27 protein-coding genes and 1 pseudogene are annotated in these 14688 nt (G+C 41.2%); all 28 read left to right on the top strand.

Annotated features, from left to right (window positions below; genetic code table 11):
- Window positions 1–12 precede the first annotated feature (12 nt).
- Window positions 13–354, top strand: coding sequence for a 50S ribosomal protein L22 (gene rplV / locus J2S10_RS24725; RefSeq protein WP_307413432.1), 342 nt, complete (start codon window positions 13–15; stop codon window positions 352–354).
- 3 nt (window positions 355–357) lie between these two features.
- Entirely contained in the window at window positions 358–1014 is a 657-nt protein-coding gene (rpsC, locus tag J2S10_RS24720) for a 30S ribosomal protein S3 (protein WP_307413430.1), read from the top strand.
- Between the two features lie 2 nt (window positions 1015–1016).
- Window positions 1017–1451 (top strand): 50S ribosomal protein L16, encoded by a 435-nt coding sequence (gene rplP / locus J2S10_RS24715; protein WP_307413428.1) that lies wholly within the window; start codon window positions 1017–1019, stop codon window positions 1449–1451.
- Window positions 1441–1641, top strand: a complete 201-nt coding sequence (gene rpmC, locus J2S10_RS24710; protein WP_026574095.1) for a 50S ribosomal protein L29 — start codon at window positions 1441–1443, stop codon at window positions 1639–1641. The genes rplP and rpmC overlap by 11 nt, the downstream gene beginning before the upstream one ends.
- A gap of 19 nt (window positions 1642–1660) precedes the next feature.
- Window positions 1661–1924: a 30S ribosomal protein S17 gene (rpsQ, locus tag J2S10_RS24705; RefSeq protein WP_307413425.1), complete on the top strand. Its 264-nt coding sequence runs from the start codon at window positions 1661–1663 to the stop codon at window positions 1922–1924.
- 39 nt (window positions 1925–1963) lie between these two features.
- Complete coding sequence (rplN, locus tag J2S10_RS24700; RefSeq protein ID WP_307413424.1) at window positions 1964–2332, top strand: 50S ribosomal protein L14; 369 nt, start codon at window positions 1964–1966, stop codon at window positions 2330–2332.
- 35 nt (window positions 2333–2367) lie between these two features.
- Window positions 2368–2676: a 50S ribosomal protein L24 gene (rplX, locus tag J2S10_RS24695; protein WP_307413515.1), complete on the top strand. Its 309-nt coding sequence runs from the start codon at window positions 2368–2370 to the stop codon at window positions 2674–2676.
- Between the two features lie 27 nt (window positions 2677–2703).
- Window positions 2704–3243, top strand: a complete 540-nt coding sequence (gene rplE, locus J2S10_RS24690; protein ID WP_307413420.1) for a 50S ribosomal protein L5 — start codon at window positions 2704–2706, stop codon at window positions 3241–3243.
- A 24-nt stretch (window positions 3244–3267) separates the two neighbouring features.
- The gene (locus J2S10_RS24685; protein ID WP_034676107.1) at window positions 3268–3453 is read left to right on the top strand and encodes a type Z 30S ribosomal protein S14; all 186 of its coding nucleotides are present in this window, start codon (window positions 3268–3270) and stop codon (window positions 3451–3453) included.
- Window positions 3454–3482: 29 nt separating this feature from the next.
- On the top strand, window positions 3483–3881 hold the full coding sequence (gene rpsH, locus J2S10_RS24680; protein ID WP_307413419.1) for a 30S ribosomal protein S8: 399 nt from the start codon (window positions 3483–3485) through the stop codon (window positions 3879–3881).
- A gap of 31 nt (window positions 3882–3912) precedes the next feature.
- Window positions 3913–4449: a 50S ribosomal protein L6 gene (gene rplF, locus J2S10_RS24675; RefSeq protein ID WP_307413416.1), complete on the top strand. Its 537-nt coding sequence runs from the start codon at window positions 3913–3915 to the stop codon at window positions 4447–4449.
- 32 nt (window positions 4450–4481) lie between these two features.
- Complete coding sequence (gene rplR, locus J2S10_RS24670; protein ID WP_307413412.1) at window positions 4482–4844, top strand: 50S ribosomal protein L18; 363 nt, start codon at window positions 4482–4484, stop codon at window positions 4842–4844.
- A 24-nt stretch (window positions 4845–4868) separates the two neighbouring features.
- Window positions 4869–5369, top strand: a complete 501-nt coding sequence (gene rpsE, locus J2S10_RS24665; RefSeq protein ID WP_223595843.1) for a 30S ribosomal protein S5 — start codon at window positions 4869–4871, stop codon at window positions 5367–5369.
- 13 nt (window positions 5370–5382) lie between these two features.
- Window positions 5383–5565 (top strand): 50S ribosomal protein L30, encoded by a 183-nt coding sequence (rpmD, locus tag J2S10_RS24660; protein ID WP_307413407.1) that lies wholly within the window; start codon window positions 5383–5385, stop codon window positions 5563–5565.
- A gap of 32 nt (window positions 5566–5597) precedes the next feature.
- A complete protein-coding gene (gene rplO / locus J2S10_RS24655) occupies window positions 5598–6038 on the top strand; it encodes a 50S ribosomal protein L15 (RefSeq protein WP_307413405.1) in 441 nt (146 codons plus the stop codon).
- The gene (gene secY / locus J2S10_RS24650; RefSeq protein ID WP_307413403.1) at window positions 6038–7333 is read left to right on the top strand and encodes a preprotein translocase subunit SecY; all 1296 of its coding nucleotides are present in this window, start codon (window positions 6038–6040) and stop codon (window positions 7331–7333) included. Before rplO ends, secY begins: the two co-directional genes overlap by 1 nt.
- 59 nt (window positions 7334–7392) lie before the next feature.
- Complete coding sequence (locus J2S10_RS24645) at window positions 7393–8043, top strand: adenylate kinase (protein WP_307413402.1); 651 nt, start codon at window positions 7393–7395, stop codon at window positions 8041–8043.
- Window positions 8043–8789, top strand: a complete 747-nt coding sequence (gene map, locus J2S10_RS24640; protein WP_307413400.1) for a type I methionyl aminopeptidase — start codon at window positions 8043–8045, stop codon at window positions 8787–8789. Before J2S10_RS24645 ends, map begins: the two co-directional genes overlap by 1 nt.
- 15 nt (window positions 8790–8804) lie before the next feature.
- Window positions 8805–9128, top strand: a complete 324-nt coding sequence (locus J2S10_RS24635; RefSeq protein WP_307413397.1) for a KOW domain-containing RNA-binding protein — start codon at window positions 8805–8807, stop codon at window positions 9126–9128.
- The gene (gene infA, locus J2S10_RS24630) at window positions 9115–9333 is read left to right on the top strand and encodes a translation initiation factor IF-1 (RefSeq protein WP_007085268.1); all 219 of its coding nucleotides are present in this window, start codon (window positions 9115–9117) and stop codon (window positions 9331–9333) included. Before J2S10_RS24635 ends, infA begins: the two co-directional genes overlap by 14 nt.
- 37 nt (window positions 9334–9370) lie before the next feature.
- A complete protein-coding gene (gene rpmJ, locus J2S10_RS24625; protein ID WP_000868344.1) occupies window positions 9371–9484 on the top strand; it encodes a 50S ribosomal protein L36 in 114 nt (37 codons plus the stop codon).
- Window positions 9485–9509: 25 nt separating this feature from the next.
- Window positions 9510–9875: a 30S ribosomal protein S13 gene (gene rpsM, locus J2S10_RS24620; protein WP_307413393.1), complete on the top strand. Its 366-nt coding sequence runs from the start codon at window positions 9510–9512 to the stop codon at window positions 9873–9875.
- A gap of 21 nt (window positions 9876–9896) precedes the next feature.
- A complete protein-coding gene (rpsK, locus tag J2S10_RS24615) occupies window positions 9897–10286 on the top strand; it encodes a 30S ribosomal protein S11 (RefSeq protein ID WP_026574109.1) in 390 nt (129 codons plus the stop codon).
- Between the two features lie 177 nt (window positions 10287–10463).
- Window positions 10464–11408, top strand: a pseudogene (locus tag J2S10_RS24610) (DNA-directed RNA polymerase subunit alpha).
- A 78-nt stretch (window positions 11409–11486) separates the two neighbouring features.
- Window positions 11487–11849 carry a 50S ribosomal protein L17 gene (gene rplQ / locus J2S10_RS24605; protein WP_307413391.1) on the top strand — a complete coding sequence of 121 codons (363 nt, stop codon included), beginning with the start codon at window positions 11487–11489 and terminating at the stop codon, window positions 11847–11849.
- A gap of 349 nt (window positions 11850–12198) precedes the next feature.
- Window positions 12199–13038 (top strand): energy-coupling factor ABC transporter ATP-binding protein, encoded by an 840-nt coding sequence (locus J2S10_RS24600; protein ID WP_307413389.1) that lies wholly within the window; start codon window positions 12199–12201, stop codon window positions 13036–13038.
- On the top strand, window positions 13014–13883 hold the full coding sequence (locus J2S10_RS24595) for an energy-coupling factor ABC transporter ATP-binding protein (protein ID WP_307413388.1): 870 nt from the start codon (window positions 13014–13016) through the stop codon (window positions 13881–13883). Before J2S10_RS24600 ends, J2S10_RS24595 begins: the two co-directional genes overlap by 25 nt.
- Entirely contained in the window at window positions 13880–14677 is a 798-nt protein-coding gene (locus J2S10_RS24590; RefSeq protein WP_307413386.1) for an energy-coupling factor transporter transmembrane component T family protein, read from the top strand. The genes J2S10_RS24595 and J2S10_RS24590 overlap by 4 nt, the downstream gene beginning before the upstream one ends.
- Window positions 14678–14688: the final 11 nt, after the last annotated feature.

The raw sequence follows: 14688 nt of genomic DNA, 5'->3' as shown, positions 1-14688 counted from the left end.
GAGGGCATCCAAATGCAAGCTAAAGCTGTTGCAAGAACAGTTCGTATTGCTCCTCGTAAAGCACGTTTAGTCGTAGATTTAATTCGAGGTAAGCAAGTTGGTGAAGCGGTGGCGATTTTAAATCTCACTCCTAAGGCTGCTTCTCCAATCGTTGAAAAAGTATTAAAATCCGCTATGGCAAATGCCGAGCACAATTATGAAATGGACGTTAATAGCTTGGTAGTTGAGCAAGCTTTTGTAGATGAAGGACCAACATTAAAACGTTTCCGTCCTCGCGCAATGGGCCGTGCAAGCCAAATTAACAAACGCACTAGCCACATCACAATCGTTCTATCAGAAAAGAAGGAGGGATAATCAGTGGGTCAAAAAGTAAATCCAGTCGGTTTGCGTGTCGGGATCATCCGTGATTGGGAATCTAAATGGTACGCAGGTAAAGACTTTGCTGAACTTTTACACGAAGACCTTAAAGTTCGTGAGTACATCACGAAACGTTTAAAAGATGCTTCTGTTTCTAAAGTTGAAATCGAACGTGCTGCTAACCGTGTGAATGTAACTGTTCATACAGCTAAGCCTGGTATGGTTATCGGTAAAGGCGGTACTGAAGTTGAAGCACTTCGTAAAGCATTAAATCAACTTACTGGCAAACGTGTTCACATCAATATTCTTGAAATCAAGAAAGCTGACCTTGATGCGAAACTAGTAGCTGAAAATGTTGCTCGTCAATTAGAAAACCGTGTATCTTTCCGTCGTGCTCAAAAGCAAGTTATTCAACGTGCTATGCGTGCTGGTGCGAAAGGTATTAAAACAATGGTATCCGGACGTCTTGGTGGCGCTGATATCGCTCGTTCTGAACATTACAGCGAAGGAACAGTTCCACTTCATACACTTCGCGCTGATATCGACTATGCTACAGCTGAAGCTGATACTACTTATGGTAAGCTAGGCGTAAAAGTATGGATCTATAAGGGAGAAGTCCTTCCTACTAAGAAGAAAAATGCGGAAGGAGGCAAATAATCATGTTATTGCCAAAACGCGTAAAATATCGCCGTCAACACCGCGGGAAAATGCGTGGAAACGCAAAAGGTGGCACTGAAGTTACTTTCGGTGAATACGGCCTACAAGCTACAGAAGCTTCTTGGATCACGAACCGCCAAATCGAAGCTGCCCGTATTGCCATGACACGTTACATGAAACGTGGCGGTAAAGTTTGGATTAAAATTTTCCCACATAAGCCTTACACTGCTAAACCTTTAGAAGTGCGGATGGGTTCTGGTAAAGGGGCGCCTGAAGGATGGGTAGCTGTTGTTAAACCGGGAAAAATTATGTTTGAAATTGCGGGGGTTTCTGAAGAAATCGCACGTGAAGCACTGCGTCTTGCAATGCACAAGCTTCCTGTAAAGTGTAAGTTTGTAAAACGAGAAGAAATTGGTGGTGAATCAAATGAAAGCTAATGAACTTCGTGACCTTACCACTGCTGAAATTGAACAAAAAGTAAAATCATTAAAAGAAGAGCTTTTCAACCTTCGCTTTCAATTGGCGACTGGACAACTTGAAAATACAGCTCGTATACGTGAAGTACGTAAAGCGATTGCTCGCATGAAAACTGTGATTCGCGAGAGAGAAATCAGCGTTAACAAGTAAATGAGAGGAGGTTCACATAATGAGTGAACGTAACCAACGCAAAGTTTACACTGGACGCGTTGTTTCTGACAAGATGGAAAAAACCGTTACGGTTCTTGTTGAAACACATAAAAAGCATCCTCTTTACGGTAAACGCGTTAAGTACTCTAAAAAGTTTAAAGCTCATGATGAGCAAAACCAGGCAAAAGTTGGCGACATCGTGCGTATCATGGAAACTCGCCCACTTTCAGCTACAAAACGCTTCCGTTTAGTAGAAGTTGTAGAAAAAGCAGTTATTATTTAATTGTTCGGATAAGTTTCATTCCGAAGGGAGGTTACACGCATGATTCAACAAGAAACACGTTTAAAAGTTGCTGACAATTCCGGTGCTCGTGAGGTACTAACTATCAAGGTTCTTGGTGGTTCCGGACGCAAAACTGCCGGGATCGGCGATGTTATCGTATGTACAGTAAAACAAGCAACACCTGGTGGCGTTGTTAAAAAAGGTGATGTTGTTAAAGCTGTTATTGTTCGTACAAAAAGCGGTGCTCGTCGCCCTGACGGTTCTTATATTAAATTTGACGAAAATGCATGTGTGATTATCAAAGATGATAAGAGCCCACGCGGAACTCGTATCTTCGGACCAGTCGCTCGTGAACTTCGCGAAAACAACTTTATGAAAATCGTTTCTTTAGCTCCAGAAGTACTATAATTTAAATTCAAATGCCTTTAAGGAGGTGCTTAATGATGCATGTGAAAAAAGGTGACAAAGTAAGAGTCATCTCCGGTAAGGATAAAGGTAAAACAGGTGTAATCCTAGCTGCCTATCCTAAAGAAAGCCGAGTTCTTGTTGAAGGTGTAAACATCGTGAAAAAACACGCAAAACCTTCCCAAGCGAACCCGCAAGGCGGAATCATGAGCTTTGAGGCTCCAATTCATGTATCAAACGTTATGCCTATCGATCCTAAGTCCGGTAACCCAACTCGTGTAGGTTACACAACGGTTGATGGCAAAAAAGTACGCACAGCAAAATCCGGTGAAGTTTTAGATAAATAGTTTAAATTAAGAAGGGAGGTACAATAAATGAACCGCCTAAAAGAAAAATTTGTTAAAGAAGTATCACCTGCTCTAGTAAGCAAGTTCAACTATAAATCAGTTATGCAAGTACCAAAGCTTGAAAAAATCGTTGTGAATATGGGCGTTGGTGATGCTGTTGCTAATGCAAAAGCACTCGATAACGCCGTTGAAGAACTTGCAACTATTACTGGTCAAAAACCTGTAGTAACTCGTGCAAAGAAATCAATCGCCGGCTTCCGTCTACGTGAAGGTATGCCGATCGGTGCGAAGGTTACTCTTCGTGGTGAGCGCATGTACGAATTCTTGGATAAATTAGTTTCTGTTTCTTTACCTCGTGTACGTGACTTCCGTGGTGTTTCTAAAAAAGCATTCGATGGTCGCGGTAACTACACTTTAGGTATTAAAGAACAATTAATCTTCCCTGAAATTGATTACGATAAAGTAAGTAAAGTTCGTGGTATGGATATCGTTATCGTAACGACTGCTAACACTGATGAAGAAGCACGTGAACTTTTAACTCAATTTGGAATGCCATTCCAAAAGTAATCGCTAAATAAGGGAGGCGAAAACGTGGCTAAAAAGTCAATGATTGCGAAACAAAAACGCACGCCTAAATATGCAGTACAAGAGTACACACGCTGTGAACGTTGCGGCCGTCCACACTCTGTATACCGTAAATTTAAGCTTTGCCGTATTTGTTTCCGTGAATTAGCATACAAAGGACAAATTCCTGGTGTTAAAAAAGCTAGCTGGTAAAACCCAAGTCTGGGAAGGAGGTAAAAATAATGGTCATGACAGATCCAATTGCTGATATGCTTACTCGCATTCGTAATGCGAATATGGTGCGTCACGAAAAATTAGAAGTGCCTGCTTCTAATATGAAAAAAGAAATTGCTGAAATTTTAAAGCGCGAAGGTTTCGTACGTGACGTCGAATTTATCGAAGATAATAAACAAGGCATCATCCGTATCTTCTTAAAATACGGTGCAAATAACGAACGTGTTATTACTGGTCTTAAGCGCATAAGCAAGCCTGGACTTCGAGTTTACGCAAAATCTACGGAGGTACCACGCGTTCTTAACGGTCTTGGTATCGCGTTAGTATCAACATCACAAGGTGTTATTACAGATAAAGAAGCTCGTGCAAAACAAGTCGGCGGAGAAGTATTAGCTTACGTTTGGTAATAGAGTTTCTGAATGAATGGAGGTGCACTAAATGTCACGCGTAGGAAAAAAACCGATCGAAATTCCAGCTGGAGTTACGGTTACTGTTAATAATAATGCTGTTACTGTAAGAGGACCTAAAGGCGAACTTTCCCGTACTTTTAGTCCTGATATTACAATTAACGTAGAAGAAAATTTAGTTACAATTACTCGTCCATCTGACGTAAAAGAACACCGCGCATTGCACGGAACAACTCGTGCGGTAATCGCGAACATGGTTGAGGGTGTTTCAACAGGATTCACAAGAGGCCTTGAATTAATCGGGGTTGGATACCGTGCTCAAAAGCAAGGTAACAAACTTGTATTAAACGTTGGTTACTCGCATCCGGTTGAAATTGAACCGGAAGCCGGACTTGAAATCGAAGTACCTGCTAATACAAAAATTATTATTAAAGGTACTGATAAAGAACGTGTTGGTGCATTAGCTGCCAATATTCGCGGAGTTCGTCCTCCTGAGCCGTATAAAGGCAAAGGAATTCGTTACGAAGGCGAATTTGTTCGTCGTAAAGAAGGTAAAACCGGTAAGTAATGCCGCATAGGTAAACGAAAGGAGTGACCTAAATGATTACGAAGCTTGATAAAAACGCTACTCGCAAGAAAAGACACGCTCGTGTTCGTGCGAAACTTAGCGGAACTTCAGCTCGTCCGCGTCTAAATGTGTTTCGTTCTAACAAACATGTTTATGCACAGGTTATCGATGACATGAGTGGTGTTACTTTAGCAAGTGCATCCACTTTAGATAAAGAATTAACTCTTGAATCTACAAGTAACGTTGAAGCTGCACAAAAGGTCGGAGAATTAGTTGCTAAACGTGCGGTAGAAAAAGGTATCTCGTCTGTTGTCTTTGACCGTGGAGGATACCTGTATCATGGACGTATTCAAGCACTAGCTGATGCAGCTCGCGCGAACGGCTTACAATTTTAATAGGCAAAGGAGGGACACAAAAAGATGCGTCGTATTGATCCAAACAAACTTGAACTAGAAGAACGCGTAGTTACGGTTAACCGTGTTGCGAAAGTTGTTAAAGGCGGACGTCGTTTCCGTTTCTCTGCTCTTGTAGTAGTTGGAGATAAAAACGGTCATGTCGGTTTCGGTACCGGTAAAGCACAAGAAGTACCGGATGCGATTCGTAAAGCTATCGAGGATGCAAAGAAAAACTTAGTCGAAGTGCCAATGGTTGGAACTACTGTTCCTCACCAAGTAATTGGACGTTTTGGTGCCGGTGAAATTCTTCTAAAACCTGCTTCTGAAGGTACAGGAGTTATCGCCGGAGGACCTGTTCGTGCAGTTCTTGAATTAGCAGGGGTAGCTGATATCCTTTCTAAATCATTAGGAACTAACACTCCGATCAACATGGTTCGTGCCACAGTTGATGGTCTTAAACAATTAAAACGTGCTGAAGACGTAGCGAAATTACGTGGTAAATCAGTAGAAGAACTGTTAGGATAAGGAGGGAAATCAAATGGCGAATAAACTTTTAATTACCCTCAACCGCAGCGTAATTGGTCGCCCTGAGGACCAACGCGCGACAGTTACTGCTTTGGGTTTACGTAAATTAAATCAAACAGTTGAGCATCAAGATAACGCTGCTATTCGCGGTATGATTAACAAAGTTGCTCACCTTGTAACAGTTAAAGAACAATAATTGATTCTTTTCTTTCATAAGGAGGTGCCAATATGAAACTTCATGAATTAAAGCCTGCTGAAGGTTCCCGTAAAGAACGTAAACGTTTAGGACGCGGTATCGGATCCGGTCAAGGTAAGACTGCCGGTAAAGGCCATAAAGGTCAAAACGCTCGTTCCGGTGGAGGTGTACGACTAGGTTTTGAAGGTGGTCAAACACCATTATTCCGTCGTTTACCAAAACGTGGATTTACGAATATCAGCCGTAAAGAATATGCAGTTGTTAACCTTGATGCTTTAAATCGCTTTGAAGACGGTACAGAAGTTACTCCAGAACTTCTTATCGAAACAGGCGTTGTAAGTAATGAAAAAGCAGGAATCAAAATTCTTGCTAAAGGGAACGTAGAGAAAAAGTTGACTGTAAAAGCTAACAAATTCTCCTCTGCTGCTAAGGAAGCTATCGAAGCTGCTGGTGGAACTACTGAGGTGATCTAATGTTCCAGACAATCTCCAATTTTATGCGCGTGGGTGATATAAGACGAAAGCTCATATTCACCCTTTTAATGTTAGTCGTTTTTCGATTGGGGACATTTATTCCTGTACCAAACGTAAATGCTGATGTATTAGGTGCTCAAGATAAATTAAGTGTTTTCGGTATTTTAAATACTTTTGGCGGTGGAGCGTTAAAAAAATTCTCCATCTTTGCAATGGGTATTATGCCTTATATCACTGCATCTATTATCATTCAGCTCCTGCAAATGGACGTCGTTCCGAAATTTACGGAATGGTCAAAACAAGGGGAAGCCGGACGTCGTAAGACTGCTCAGTTTACTCGTTACTTCACTGTAATACTTGGATTTATCCAAGCATTGGGTATGGCATATGGGTTTAACAACTTGACCAGCGGTCAATTAATTGAAAATCCCGGAATCGGAACATATCTTTTAATTGCTGTTGTGTTAACGGCCGGAACATCCTTCTTGATGTGGCTCGGGGAGCAAATTACCGAAAAAGGTGTTGGAAATGGAATTTCCATTATCATCTTTGCCGGGATTGTTGCTGGAATTCCTACGACTGTCAATCAGATCTATGTACAGCAGTTTCAGAACGCCGGTGAACAATTATTCCTGCGCATTGTTACAGTTGTTTTAATAGCTCTTGCTGTGATTGCAGTAGTTGTTGGGGTTATCTTCATCCAACAAGCTAATCGTAAAATTCCAATTCAATATGCAAAACGCGTGGTTGAGGGGCGTAATCCTGTTGGGGGACAGTCTACTCACATGCCTTTAAAGGTTAATGCAGCCGGCGTTATCCCAGTCATCTTTGCAGTTTCCTTTATTGTTACGCCAAGAACGGTTGCATCGTTTTTCCCAACAAATAGTGTAACAACTTGGATTATTAATGTATTCGATTATTCCCATCCTATTGGGATGGTCCTATATGCTGCCTTAATTATTGCGTTTACTTATTTTTATGCTTTTATTCAAGTTAACCCTGAACAAGTAGCGGAGAACTTACAAAAGCAAAGCGGTTATATACCGGGGATTCGTCCAGGTAAGAGTACGCAAGAATATTTAACGCGTGTTTTATATCGTTTAACATTTATTGGCGCCATTTTCTTAGCTGTCATAGCAGTATTACCAGTCCTTTTTATACAGATTGCTAACCTGCCGCAAACAGCTCAAATCGGTGGAACAAGCTTGCTTATCGTTGTGGGTGTAGCCCTTGATACGATGAAGCAACTTGAAGCACAGTTGGTTAAACGTCATTATAAAGGTTTTATAAAGTAAAAGGTTTTTGGGGACTCATGTTCCCTAAAACCCATTTATAGCACGAGGGGGGAACACGTGTGAATTTAGTGTTAATGGGGCTTCCTGGTGCCGGTAAAGGTACACAGGCCGAAAAAATCGTCGAAAAATACGGCATCCCTCATATCTCTACCGGAGATATGTTCCGTGCAGCGATGAAAGAAGGAACTGAACTAGGTTTACAAGCTAAATCATTCATGGATAAAGGCGAACTTGTTCCTGATGAAGTAACAATCGGTATTGTACGTGAACGGTTAAGTAAAGAAGACTGTCAAAAAGGATTCTTACTGGATGGCTTTCCTAGAACGGTACCTCAAGCAGAAGCTTTGGAAAATCTTCTTGTTGAATTAGATAGAGAGATTGATTATGTGATCAATATCGAAGTTGACAAGGATATTTTAATGGAGCGCTTAACAGGACGACGTATTTGTAAAGATTGTGGCGCAACTTATCATCTTGTCTTCAACCCGCCTCACCAAGAGGGGATTTGCGACCGCTGCGGCGGTGAGCTTTATCAAAGGGCAGATGATAATGAAGAGACTGTTCAAAACCGCTTAGATGTAAACATTAAACAATCTCAGCCATTATTGGATTTCTACGAAACAAAAGGTTATTTGCGTCCGATAAACGGTCAGCAGGACATTCGTAAAGTATTAGCTGATATCGAGCAATTACTCGGGGGCTTAATTTAATGATCATTTGCAAAACCCCCAGGGAAATTGAGATCATGCGCGAAGCCGGGCGAATTGTCGCCCTAACCCACCAAGAGTTAAAAAAACATTTAACTCCTGGTATAACAACGAAAGAACTGGACCGTGTCGCTGAAGAATTTATTCTCGCTCACGATGCATTTCCTTCTTTTAAAGGGTATAATGGATTTCGCGGCAGCATCTGTACCAGTGTGAACAACCAGCTTGTTCACGGGATTCCTGATGATCATGTTCTAAATGAGGGCGATATTATTAGCATCGATATCGGTGCGAAATACAACGGTTACCATGGTGATTCTGCATGGACTTATGCTGTTGGAAAAATTGATGAAGATTCACAGCGTCTCTTAGACGTAACAGAGGAATCTCTTTATCAAGGACTAAACGAAGCAAAACCAGGTGAGCGACTCTCGAACATCTCCCATGCGATTCAAACGTTTGTGGAAGCAAATGGCTTTTCAGTTGTGCGCGAGTATGTAGGACATGGAGTTGGGCAAGACTTACATGAAGAACCTGATATTCCTCATTACGGTCCGCCAAACAAAGGTCCGAATCTATTACCTGGAATGGTACTGGCAATCGAACCGATGGTAAATGCCGGAAGCCGCTATGTGAAGACATTGGCTGACAATTGGACAGTTGTAACGGTAGACGGAAAAAGGTGTGCTCATTTTGAACATACTATTGCGATTACTGAAACAGGATATGAGATCTTAACCAAAGCCTAAGTCCGGGTGATTTCAATGTTCAATACCGGTTTTATTCCGCAAATAGGGCAATTTGTAATAGTTACTAGCGGACGGGACGCAGGTCAATATGCTATAATTGTAAGGTTGGCTGAAAAGTTCGTTTATCTTGCGGACGGAGAAAGGATTCCTTTTGACCGACCGAAGAAAAAGAACCCGCGACATTTACAATTTATTGATCACGTTTCTCTTGAGGTTCAGAACAGCATGAAGGAAATAGGGCGTGTTACGAACGGAAAGCTGCGATTTGCACTTACAAAGTTTTTAAATGAACGCATATCTGAAAAAGAGAAGGGGGACGAGACCCATGGCCAAAGATGATGTAATTGAAATTGAGGGTAAAGTAATTGAAACTTTGCCAAATGCGATGTTTAAGGTAGAATTAGAAAATGGTCATACTGTGCTAGCTCATGTTTCTGGTAAAATACGAATGCATTTCATTCGGATCCTTCCGGGTGACAAAGTGACTGTTGAGCTATCTCCATATGACTTAACACGCGGAAGAATTACTTACCGCTTTAAATAATCTGCTTGCACTCCGTACTACTAAGGAGGTTAGGATAATGAAAGTAAGACCATCTGTTAAACCGATCTGCGAAAAGTGCAAAGTTATCCGTAGACGCGGAAAAGTTATGGTTATCTGTGAAAACCCTAAACATAAACAAAAACAAGGTTAATTTTTGAAGGAGGTGCGCTAAATTAATGGCACGTATTGCTGGTGTAGATATTCCACGTGAAAAACGTGTAGTTATCTCTTTAACTTACATTTATGGTATTGGCAAAAATACTGCACAAAAAGTCTTGGCAGAAGCCGGTGTTTCTGAAAATACAAGAGTGCGTGATTTAACTGAAGAAGAATTAAACAAAATCCGTGACATCATCGACAAGTTAAAAGTTGAAGGTGACCTTCGCCGTGAAATTTCTCTTAACATTAAGCGTTTAATGGAAATCGGCTGCTACCGCGGGTTACGTCATCGTCGTGGTTTACCGGTTCGTGGACAAAATACGAAAAACAACGCTCGTACACGCAAAGGTCCTCGTAAGACTGTTGCGAACAAGAAGAAGTAATCGGCAAAGGAGGTTATTTAAATGGCACGTAAAACTAATACACGTAAACGTCGTGTTAAAAAGAATATTGAATCAGGTATTGCACATATCCGTTCAACATTTAACAACACGATCGTAACAATCACTGATGTTCATGGGAATGCAATTTCATGGTCAAGTGCCGGTGCGCTTGGATTTAAAGGTTCTCGTAAATCTACTCCATTCGCTGCGCAAATGGCTGCTGAAACTGCTGCGAAAACATCAATCGAACATGGTATGAAAACTTTAGAAGTAACGGTTAAAGGACCTGGCGCAGGGCGTGAAGCTGCAATTCGTGCTCTTCAAGCTGCTGGTCTGGAAGTTACAGCAATTAAAGACGTTACACCTGTTCCTCATAATGGATGCCGTCCACCAAAACGTCGTCGTGTTTAATTTTTTTGTATAGATTTTGTATCATACGTCTATAATGGGATATGATACTAATTTTTGAAGTTTATACAGAAAATTTATTCCAGTTGTTGTGCACAAAACGGGAACGTATACATGGGGGAATTTCGCTTAGAACTAGTATCTATTCGAAGTTTCGACGTTTTGAAGGAGGGTTATTTGATGATCGAAATAGAAAAACCAAAAATCGAAACGGTTGAGATCTACGATGATGCCATGTACGGTAAGTTCGTCGTAGAACCTCTATTGCGTTGATTTGGTACCACTTTGGGTAACTCCTTACGTCGTATCCTATTATCTTCACTCCCAGGTGCCGCTGTTACATCGATTCAGGTCGATGGGGTACTTCATGAGTTCTCAACAATTGAAGGCGTCGTAGAGGATGTAACATCCATAATTTTAAACATTAAAAAATTGGCTTTAAAAATCTACTCTGATGAAGAGAAAACCCTTGAAATTGATGTACAGGGTGAAGGACCTGTCAAGGCCGGTAATATTACGCATGACAGTGATGTTGAGATTTTAAACCCTGATCTTCATATTGCTACGTTAGCAACGAGCGGTCATCTTCGCATGCGTTTAACTGCTAGACGAGGTCGCGGTTATACTCCGGCAGATCAAAATAAGAGAGAGGATCAACCAATCGGTGTGATACCTATAGACTCTATTTACACTCCGGTTTCGCGTGTTTCTTACCAGGTAGAAAATACACGTGTTGGTCAAATGACAAACTATGATAAGCTTACGCTTGATGTTTGGACAGATGGAAGCACTGGGCCAAAAGAAGCGATTGCTCTTGGTTCGAAAATTTTGACCGAGCATTTGAATATTTTCGTTGGTTTAACCGATGAAGCACAAAATGCTGAAATAATGATAGAAAAAGAAGAAGATCAAAAGGAAAAAGTTCTTGAAATGACTATTGAGGAACTGGTTCTTTCTGTTCGTTCTTATAACTGCTTAAAACGCGCCGGAATCAACACTGTTCAGGAATTAGCTAATAAAACTGAAGAAGATATGATGAAAGTACGTAACTTAGGTCGCAAATCACTTGAAGAAGTGAAGGCGAAACTAGAAGAGCTTGGGTTAGGCTTACGTAAAGACGACTAGTAGCGGTTAAAAACTTAAAGTTTATCTCCCGTATGCTTAACGATCGATTTATGACTTCAACAAAGGAGGGAACCCTTCATGGCTTACAGAAAGTTAGGACGCACAAGTGCACAGCGTAAAGCTATGCTTCGTGATTTAACTACAGATTTAATTATCAACGAGCGCATCGAGACAACAGAAACTCGCGCGAAAGAACTTCGTGTGACTGTTGAAAAAATGATTACTTTAGGCAAACGCGGTGATTTACATGCTCGCCGTCAAGCTTCTTCATATGTTCGTAATGAAGTAGCTGATGCTGAAAATGGTCAAGATGCAGTACAAAAACTTTTCGCTGATATCGCTCCGCGTTATCAAGAGCGTCAAGGTGGATACACTCGTATTATGAAACTTGGACCACGCCGCGGTGACGGTGCGCCAATGGTTATTATCGAGTTAGTTTAATACTTTTACAGACAACAAGGGCGCTGGACAGTTTACAAACAAACTTGTTCTTTGCCCTTTTTCTGTAACAAATATAATATGTACGAACCAAGCCAAACGAGTGTTACGATGAGCGTGACTCCGATTAAGGAGCAAAATAGGAGTGTGTTAAATACTCCTTGGAAAGAATTCATTTTCCCAATATTTTTCACGTCTCGTCTAGCTCATGCACCTCCTCCCATTTCTTTTATAGAAATCCCGGATTTTACAGCAGATGTTATGCGTTTCTGCTAGGGACGAGGTGCAGGCTTTTTTTGTATTGTAAAATAAAAGAGATTAGATTAGCAGAGATTAGGGGAGGAAACATTAGATGAAAAAGCCCGTTGTTTCCCTTGATGGAGTTTCCTTTCAATACGAATCACAGGAGCGATATGCCCTTCACAATGTCAGCTTTAAAATATATGAAGGGGAATGGCTTGCGATTGTTGGCCATAACGGCTCAGGCAAATCTACCATGGCAAAACTCTTAAATGGTTTGCAATTTCCAAAACAAGGTGAGATTACCGTTTGTGATATAAAGTTAACTGAAGAGTCTATCTGGGATATTCGCAAGCAATTAGGTATGGTTTTTCAAAACCCTGATAACCAATTCGTTGGTACCACGGTTCAGGATGATGTGGCTTTTGGTTTAGAAAATCACGGGATACCAAGGGATGAAATGGTCTTTAGGGTTGAAGATTCACTTAAAAAAGTCAAAATGGATCGTTTTCTTAATCAAGAGCCCCACCATCTCTCCGGTGGACAGAAGCAACGGGTTGCCATTGCCGGTGTTCTCGCATTGAGGCCGTCAATTATCATCTTAGATGAGGCAACATCTATGCTTGACCCAAGAGGTAGAGAAGAAGTTTTAGAGACAGTAAGGAATTTAAAAGATGAAAAGCATTTGACGGTTATCTCCATTACACATGATTTGGAAGAAGCTGCAAAGGCGGACCGAATCATTGTTATGAATAAAGGGGAAGTTTACAGGGAAGGAACTCCCGAAGAGATTTTCTCAATGGATGATGAGTTAATCCAATTAGGCCTTGATATCCCGTTTTCGGTAAAAATGAGTAAAGCATTCAATCAAAAAGGGATAGAATTTTCAAAGCGCTATTTATCGGAAGAAGAGTTGGTGACAGAGTTATGGACATCTCACTGCAAAATGTAGAGTACCGTTATCAGGCAAATACTCCTTTCGAACGCCTTGCTATTGAAGATGTATCCATCGAAATAAAAGAAGGCACATATATGGCGATAATCGGACATACCGGTTCAGGTAAGTCAACGGTTTTGCAGCATCTAAACGCGCTTCTTGTGCCCACGGAAGGAACTGTAAGAATCGGTGAGCACGAAATAAGGGCAAAGAAGAAATATAAAAATTTGAAACAAGTCCGACGTAAAGTGGGAATTGTTTTTCAATTTCCTGAACATCAGTTATTTGAGGAGACGGTTGAAAAGGATATTATTTTTGGCCCAATGAATTTCGGTGTATCGGAATCAGAAGCGAAGAAAAGGGCGCGGATTGCACTGAAGCAAGTGGGATTACAAGAAGAGATTCTTGAAAAATCACCATTTGACCTATCGGGTGGTCAAATGCGCCGCGTAGCCATCGCCGGAGTCCTGGCCATGGAACCGGATGTGATTGTGCTAGATGAACCAACCGCAGGATTAGACCCGCGTGGCCGTAAAGAGATTATGGATATGTTCTATCAGCTGCATAAGAACAGAAATCTATCCACCATCCTTGTGACCCACAGTATGGAGGATGCAGCCTGCTATGCAGACCAAATTGTGATCATGCAGCAAGGAAGATTGGTCAAAGAGGGGTCTCCGGAGGAGATTTTCTCCTCACCGGATGATCTGATCAAGATGGGATTAGATGTACCGGAGGTTGTTCGATTTCAGCTCAAGCTGGAGGAAAAATTAGGTGTAAAACTAGGGAAAGTCCATCTATCAATCGAACATCTATCTGATGCCGTGACAGATTTAATCAGCAGAGGTGAACGGGTATGATGGAAAAAATGATTTTTGGCAGATATGTACCTGCTGATTCTTTGATTCACCGGATGGATCCGCGGTCTAAATTGATTGTTATTTTCTTATTTGTTTGTATCATTTTTCTTGCAAATAATTGGGTCACATACGCACTAATAGGAATTTATACTTTGTTAATGCTCGGATTGTCACGGATTCCCTTACGCTTTTTATATGTGGGCTTGAAGCCGGTTATCTGGCTCGTTCTTTTTACATTAGTTCTGCAATTATTTTTTACAAAGGAAGGGAACCTGCTAGCAGAGCTTGGTCCTTTGAAAATTTACGATGAAGGCCTCAGACAAGGAATTTTTATCTCAATGAGATTCTTTTTCTTAATCTTAATGACGTCACTGTTAACATTAACGACGACACCGATTGAAATTACCGATGGAGTTGAAACCCTTTTACATCCATTGAACAAGGTTCGCTTTCCAGTTCATGAAATGGCTTTAATGATGTCGATATCATTGAGATTTATTCCTACGCTTATGGAGGAGACCGATAAAATCATGAAGGCTCAAATTGCCAGAGGGGTCGAGTTTGCCGGCGGGCCGATAAAAGAACGTGTCAAAGCGGTTATTCCGCTCTTAATTCCGTTATTTGTTAGTTCATTTAAACGGGCTGAAGAGCTTGCGATTGCCATGGAAGCTAGAGGATATCGCGGCGGCGAAGGCAGAACCAAATTTCGTCAATTAAACTGGAGAACGGCAGATTCCCTGCAGATTCTACTGCTTGTCATTCTAACACTATGCTTATTTTCATTACGTTCATAAATGGAGTAATT

The sequence above is a fragment of the Neobacillus ginsengisoli genome, assembly GCF_030813055.1.
Note: the sequence above shows the minus strand (reverse complement) of the source record. Positions and strands in the feature narration are given on the sequence as shown.

Coding starts and splice junctions, on each gene's coding strand:
- rplX (WP_307413515.1), top strand. CDS start 2,368: ATGCATGTGAAAAAAGGTGACAAAGTAAGAGTCATCTCCGGTAAGGAT.
- rplQ (WP_307413391.1), top strand. CDS start 11,487: ATGGCTTACAGAAAGTTAGGACGCACAAGTGCACAGCGTAAAGCTATG.
- rpsQ (WP_307413425.1), top strand. CDS start 1,661: ATGAGTGAACGTAACCAACGCAAAGTTTACACTGGACGCGTTGTTTCT.
- J2S10_RS24590 (WP_307413386.1), top strand. CDS start 13,880: ATGATGGAAAAAATGATTTTTGGCAGATATGTACCTGCTGATTCTTTG.
- rpsK (WP_026574109.1), top strand. CDS start 9,897: ATGGCACGTAAAACTAATACACGTAAACGTCGTGTTAAAAAGAATATT.
- rplF (WP_307413416.1), top strand. CDS start 3,913: ATGTCACGCGTAGGAAAAAAACCGATCGAAATTCCAGCTGGAGTTACG.
- J2S10_RS24635 (WP_307413397.1), top strand. CDS start 8,805: ATGTTCAATACCGGTTTTATTCCGCAAATAGGGCAATTTGTAATAGTT.
- rplO (WP_307413405.1), top strand. CDS start 5,598: ATGAAACTTCATGAATTAAAGCCTGCTGAAGGTTCCCGTAAAGAACGT.
- rpmC (WP_026574095.1), top strand. CDS start 1,441: ATGAAAGCTAATGAACTTCGTGACCTTACCACTGCTGAAATTGAACAA.
- J2S10_RS24595 (WP_307413388.1), top strand. CDS start 13,014: ATGGACATCTCACTGCAAAATGTAGAGTACCGTTATCAGGCAAATACT.
- rplN (WP_307413424.1), top strand. CDS start 1,964: ATGATTCAACAAGAAACACGTTTAAAAGTTGCTGACAATTCCGGTGCT.
- rpsM (WP_307413393.1), top strand. CDS start 9,510: ATGGCACGTATTGCTGGTGTAGATATTCCACGTGAAAAACGTGTAGTT.
- secY (WP_307413403.1), top strand. CDS start 6,038: ATGTTCCAGACAATCTCCAATTTTATGCGCGTGGGTGATATAAGACGA.
- J2S10_RS24600 (WP_307413389.1), top strand. CDS start 12,199: ATGAAAAAGCCCGTTGTTTCCCTTGATGGAGTTTCCTTTCAATACGAA.
- rplE (WP_307413420.1), top strand. CDS start 2,704: ATGAACCGCCTAAAAGAAAAATTTGTTAAAGAAGTATCACCTGCTCTA.
- rplR (WP_307413412.1), top strand. CDS start 4,482: ATGATTACGAAGCTTGATAAAAACGCTACTCGCAAGAAAAGACACGCT.
- rpsH (WP_307413419.1), top strand. CDS start 3,483: ATGGTCATGACAGATCCAATTGCTGATATGCTTACTCGCATTCGTAAT.
- rplV (WP_307413432.1), top strand. CDS start 13: ATGCAAGCTAAAGCTGTTGCAAGAACAGTTCGTATTGCTCCTCGTAAA.
- infA (WP_007085268.1), top strand. CDS start 9,115: ATGGCCAAAGATGATGTAATTGAAATTGAGGGTAAAGTAATTGAAACT.
- rpmD (WP_307413407.1), top strand. CDS start 5,383: ATGGCGAATAAACTTTTAATTACCCTCAACCGCAGCGTAATTGGTCGC.
- map (WP_307413400.1), top strand. CDS start 8,043: ATGATCATTTGCAAAACCCCCAGGGAAATTGAGATCATGCGCGAAGCC.
- rpmJ (WP_000868344.1), top strand. CDS start 9,371: ATGAAAGTAAGACCATCTGTTAAACCGATCTGCGAAAAGTGCAAAGTT.
- rplP (WP_307413428.1), top strand. CDS start 1,017: ATGTTATTGCCAAAACGCGTAAAATATCGCCGTCAACACCGCGGGAAA.
- rpsE (WP_223595843.1), top strand. CDS start 4,869: ATGCGTCGTATTGATCCAAACAAACTTGAACTAGAAGAACGCGTAGTT.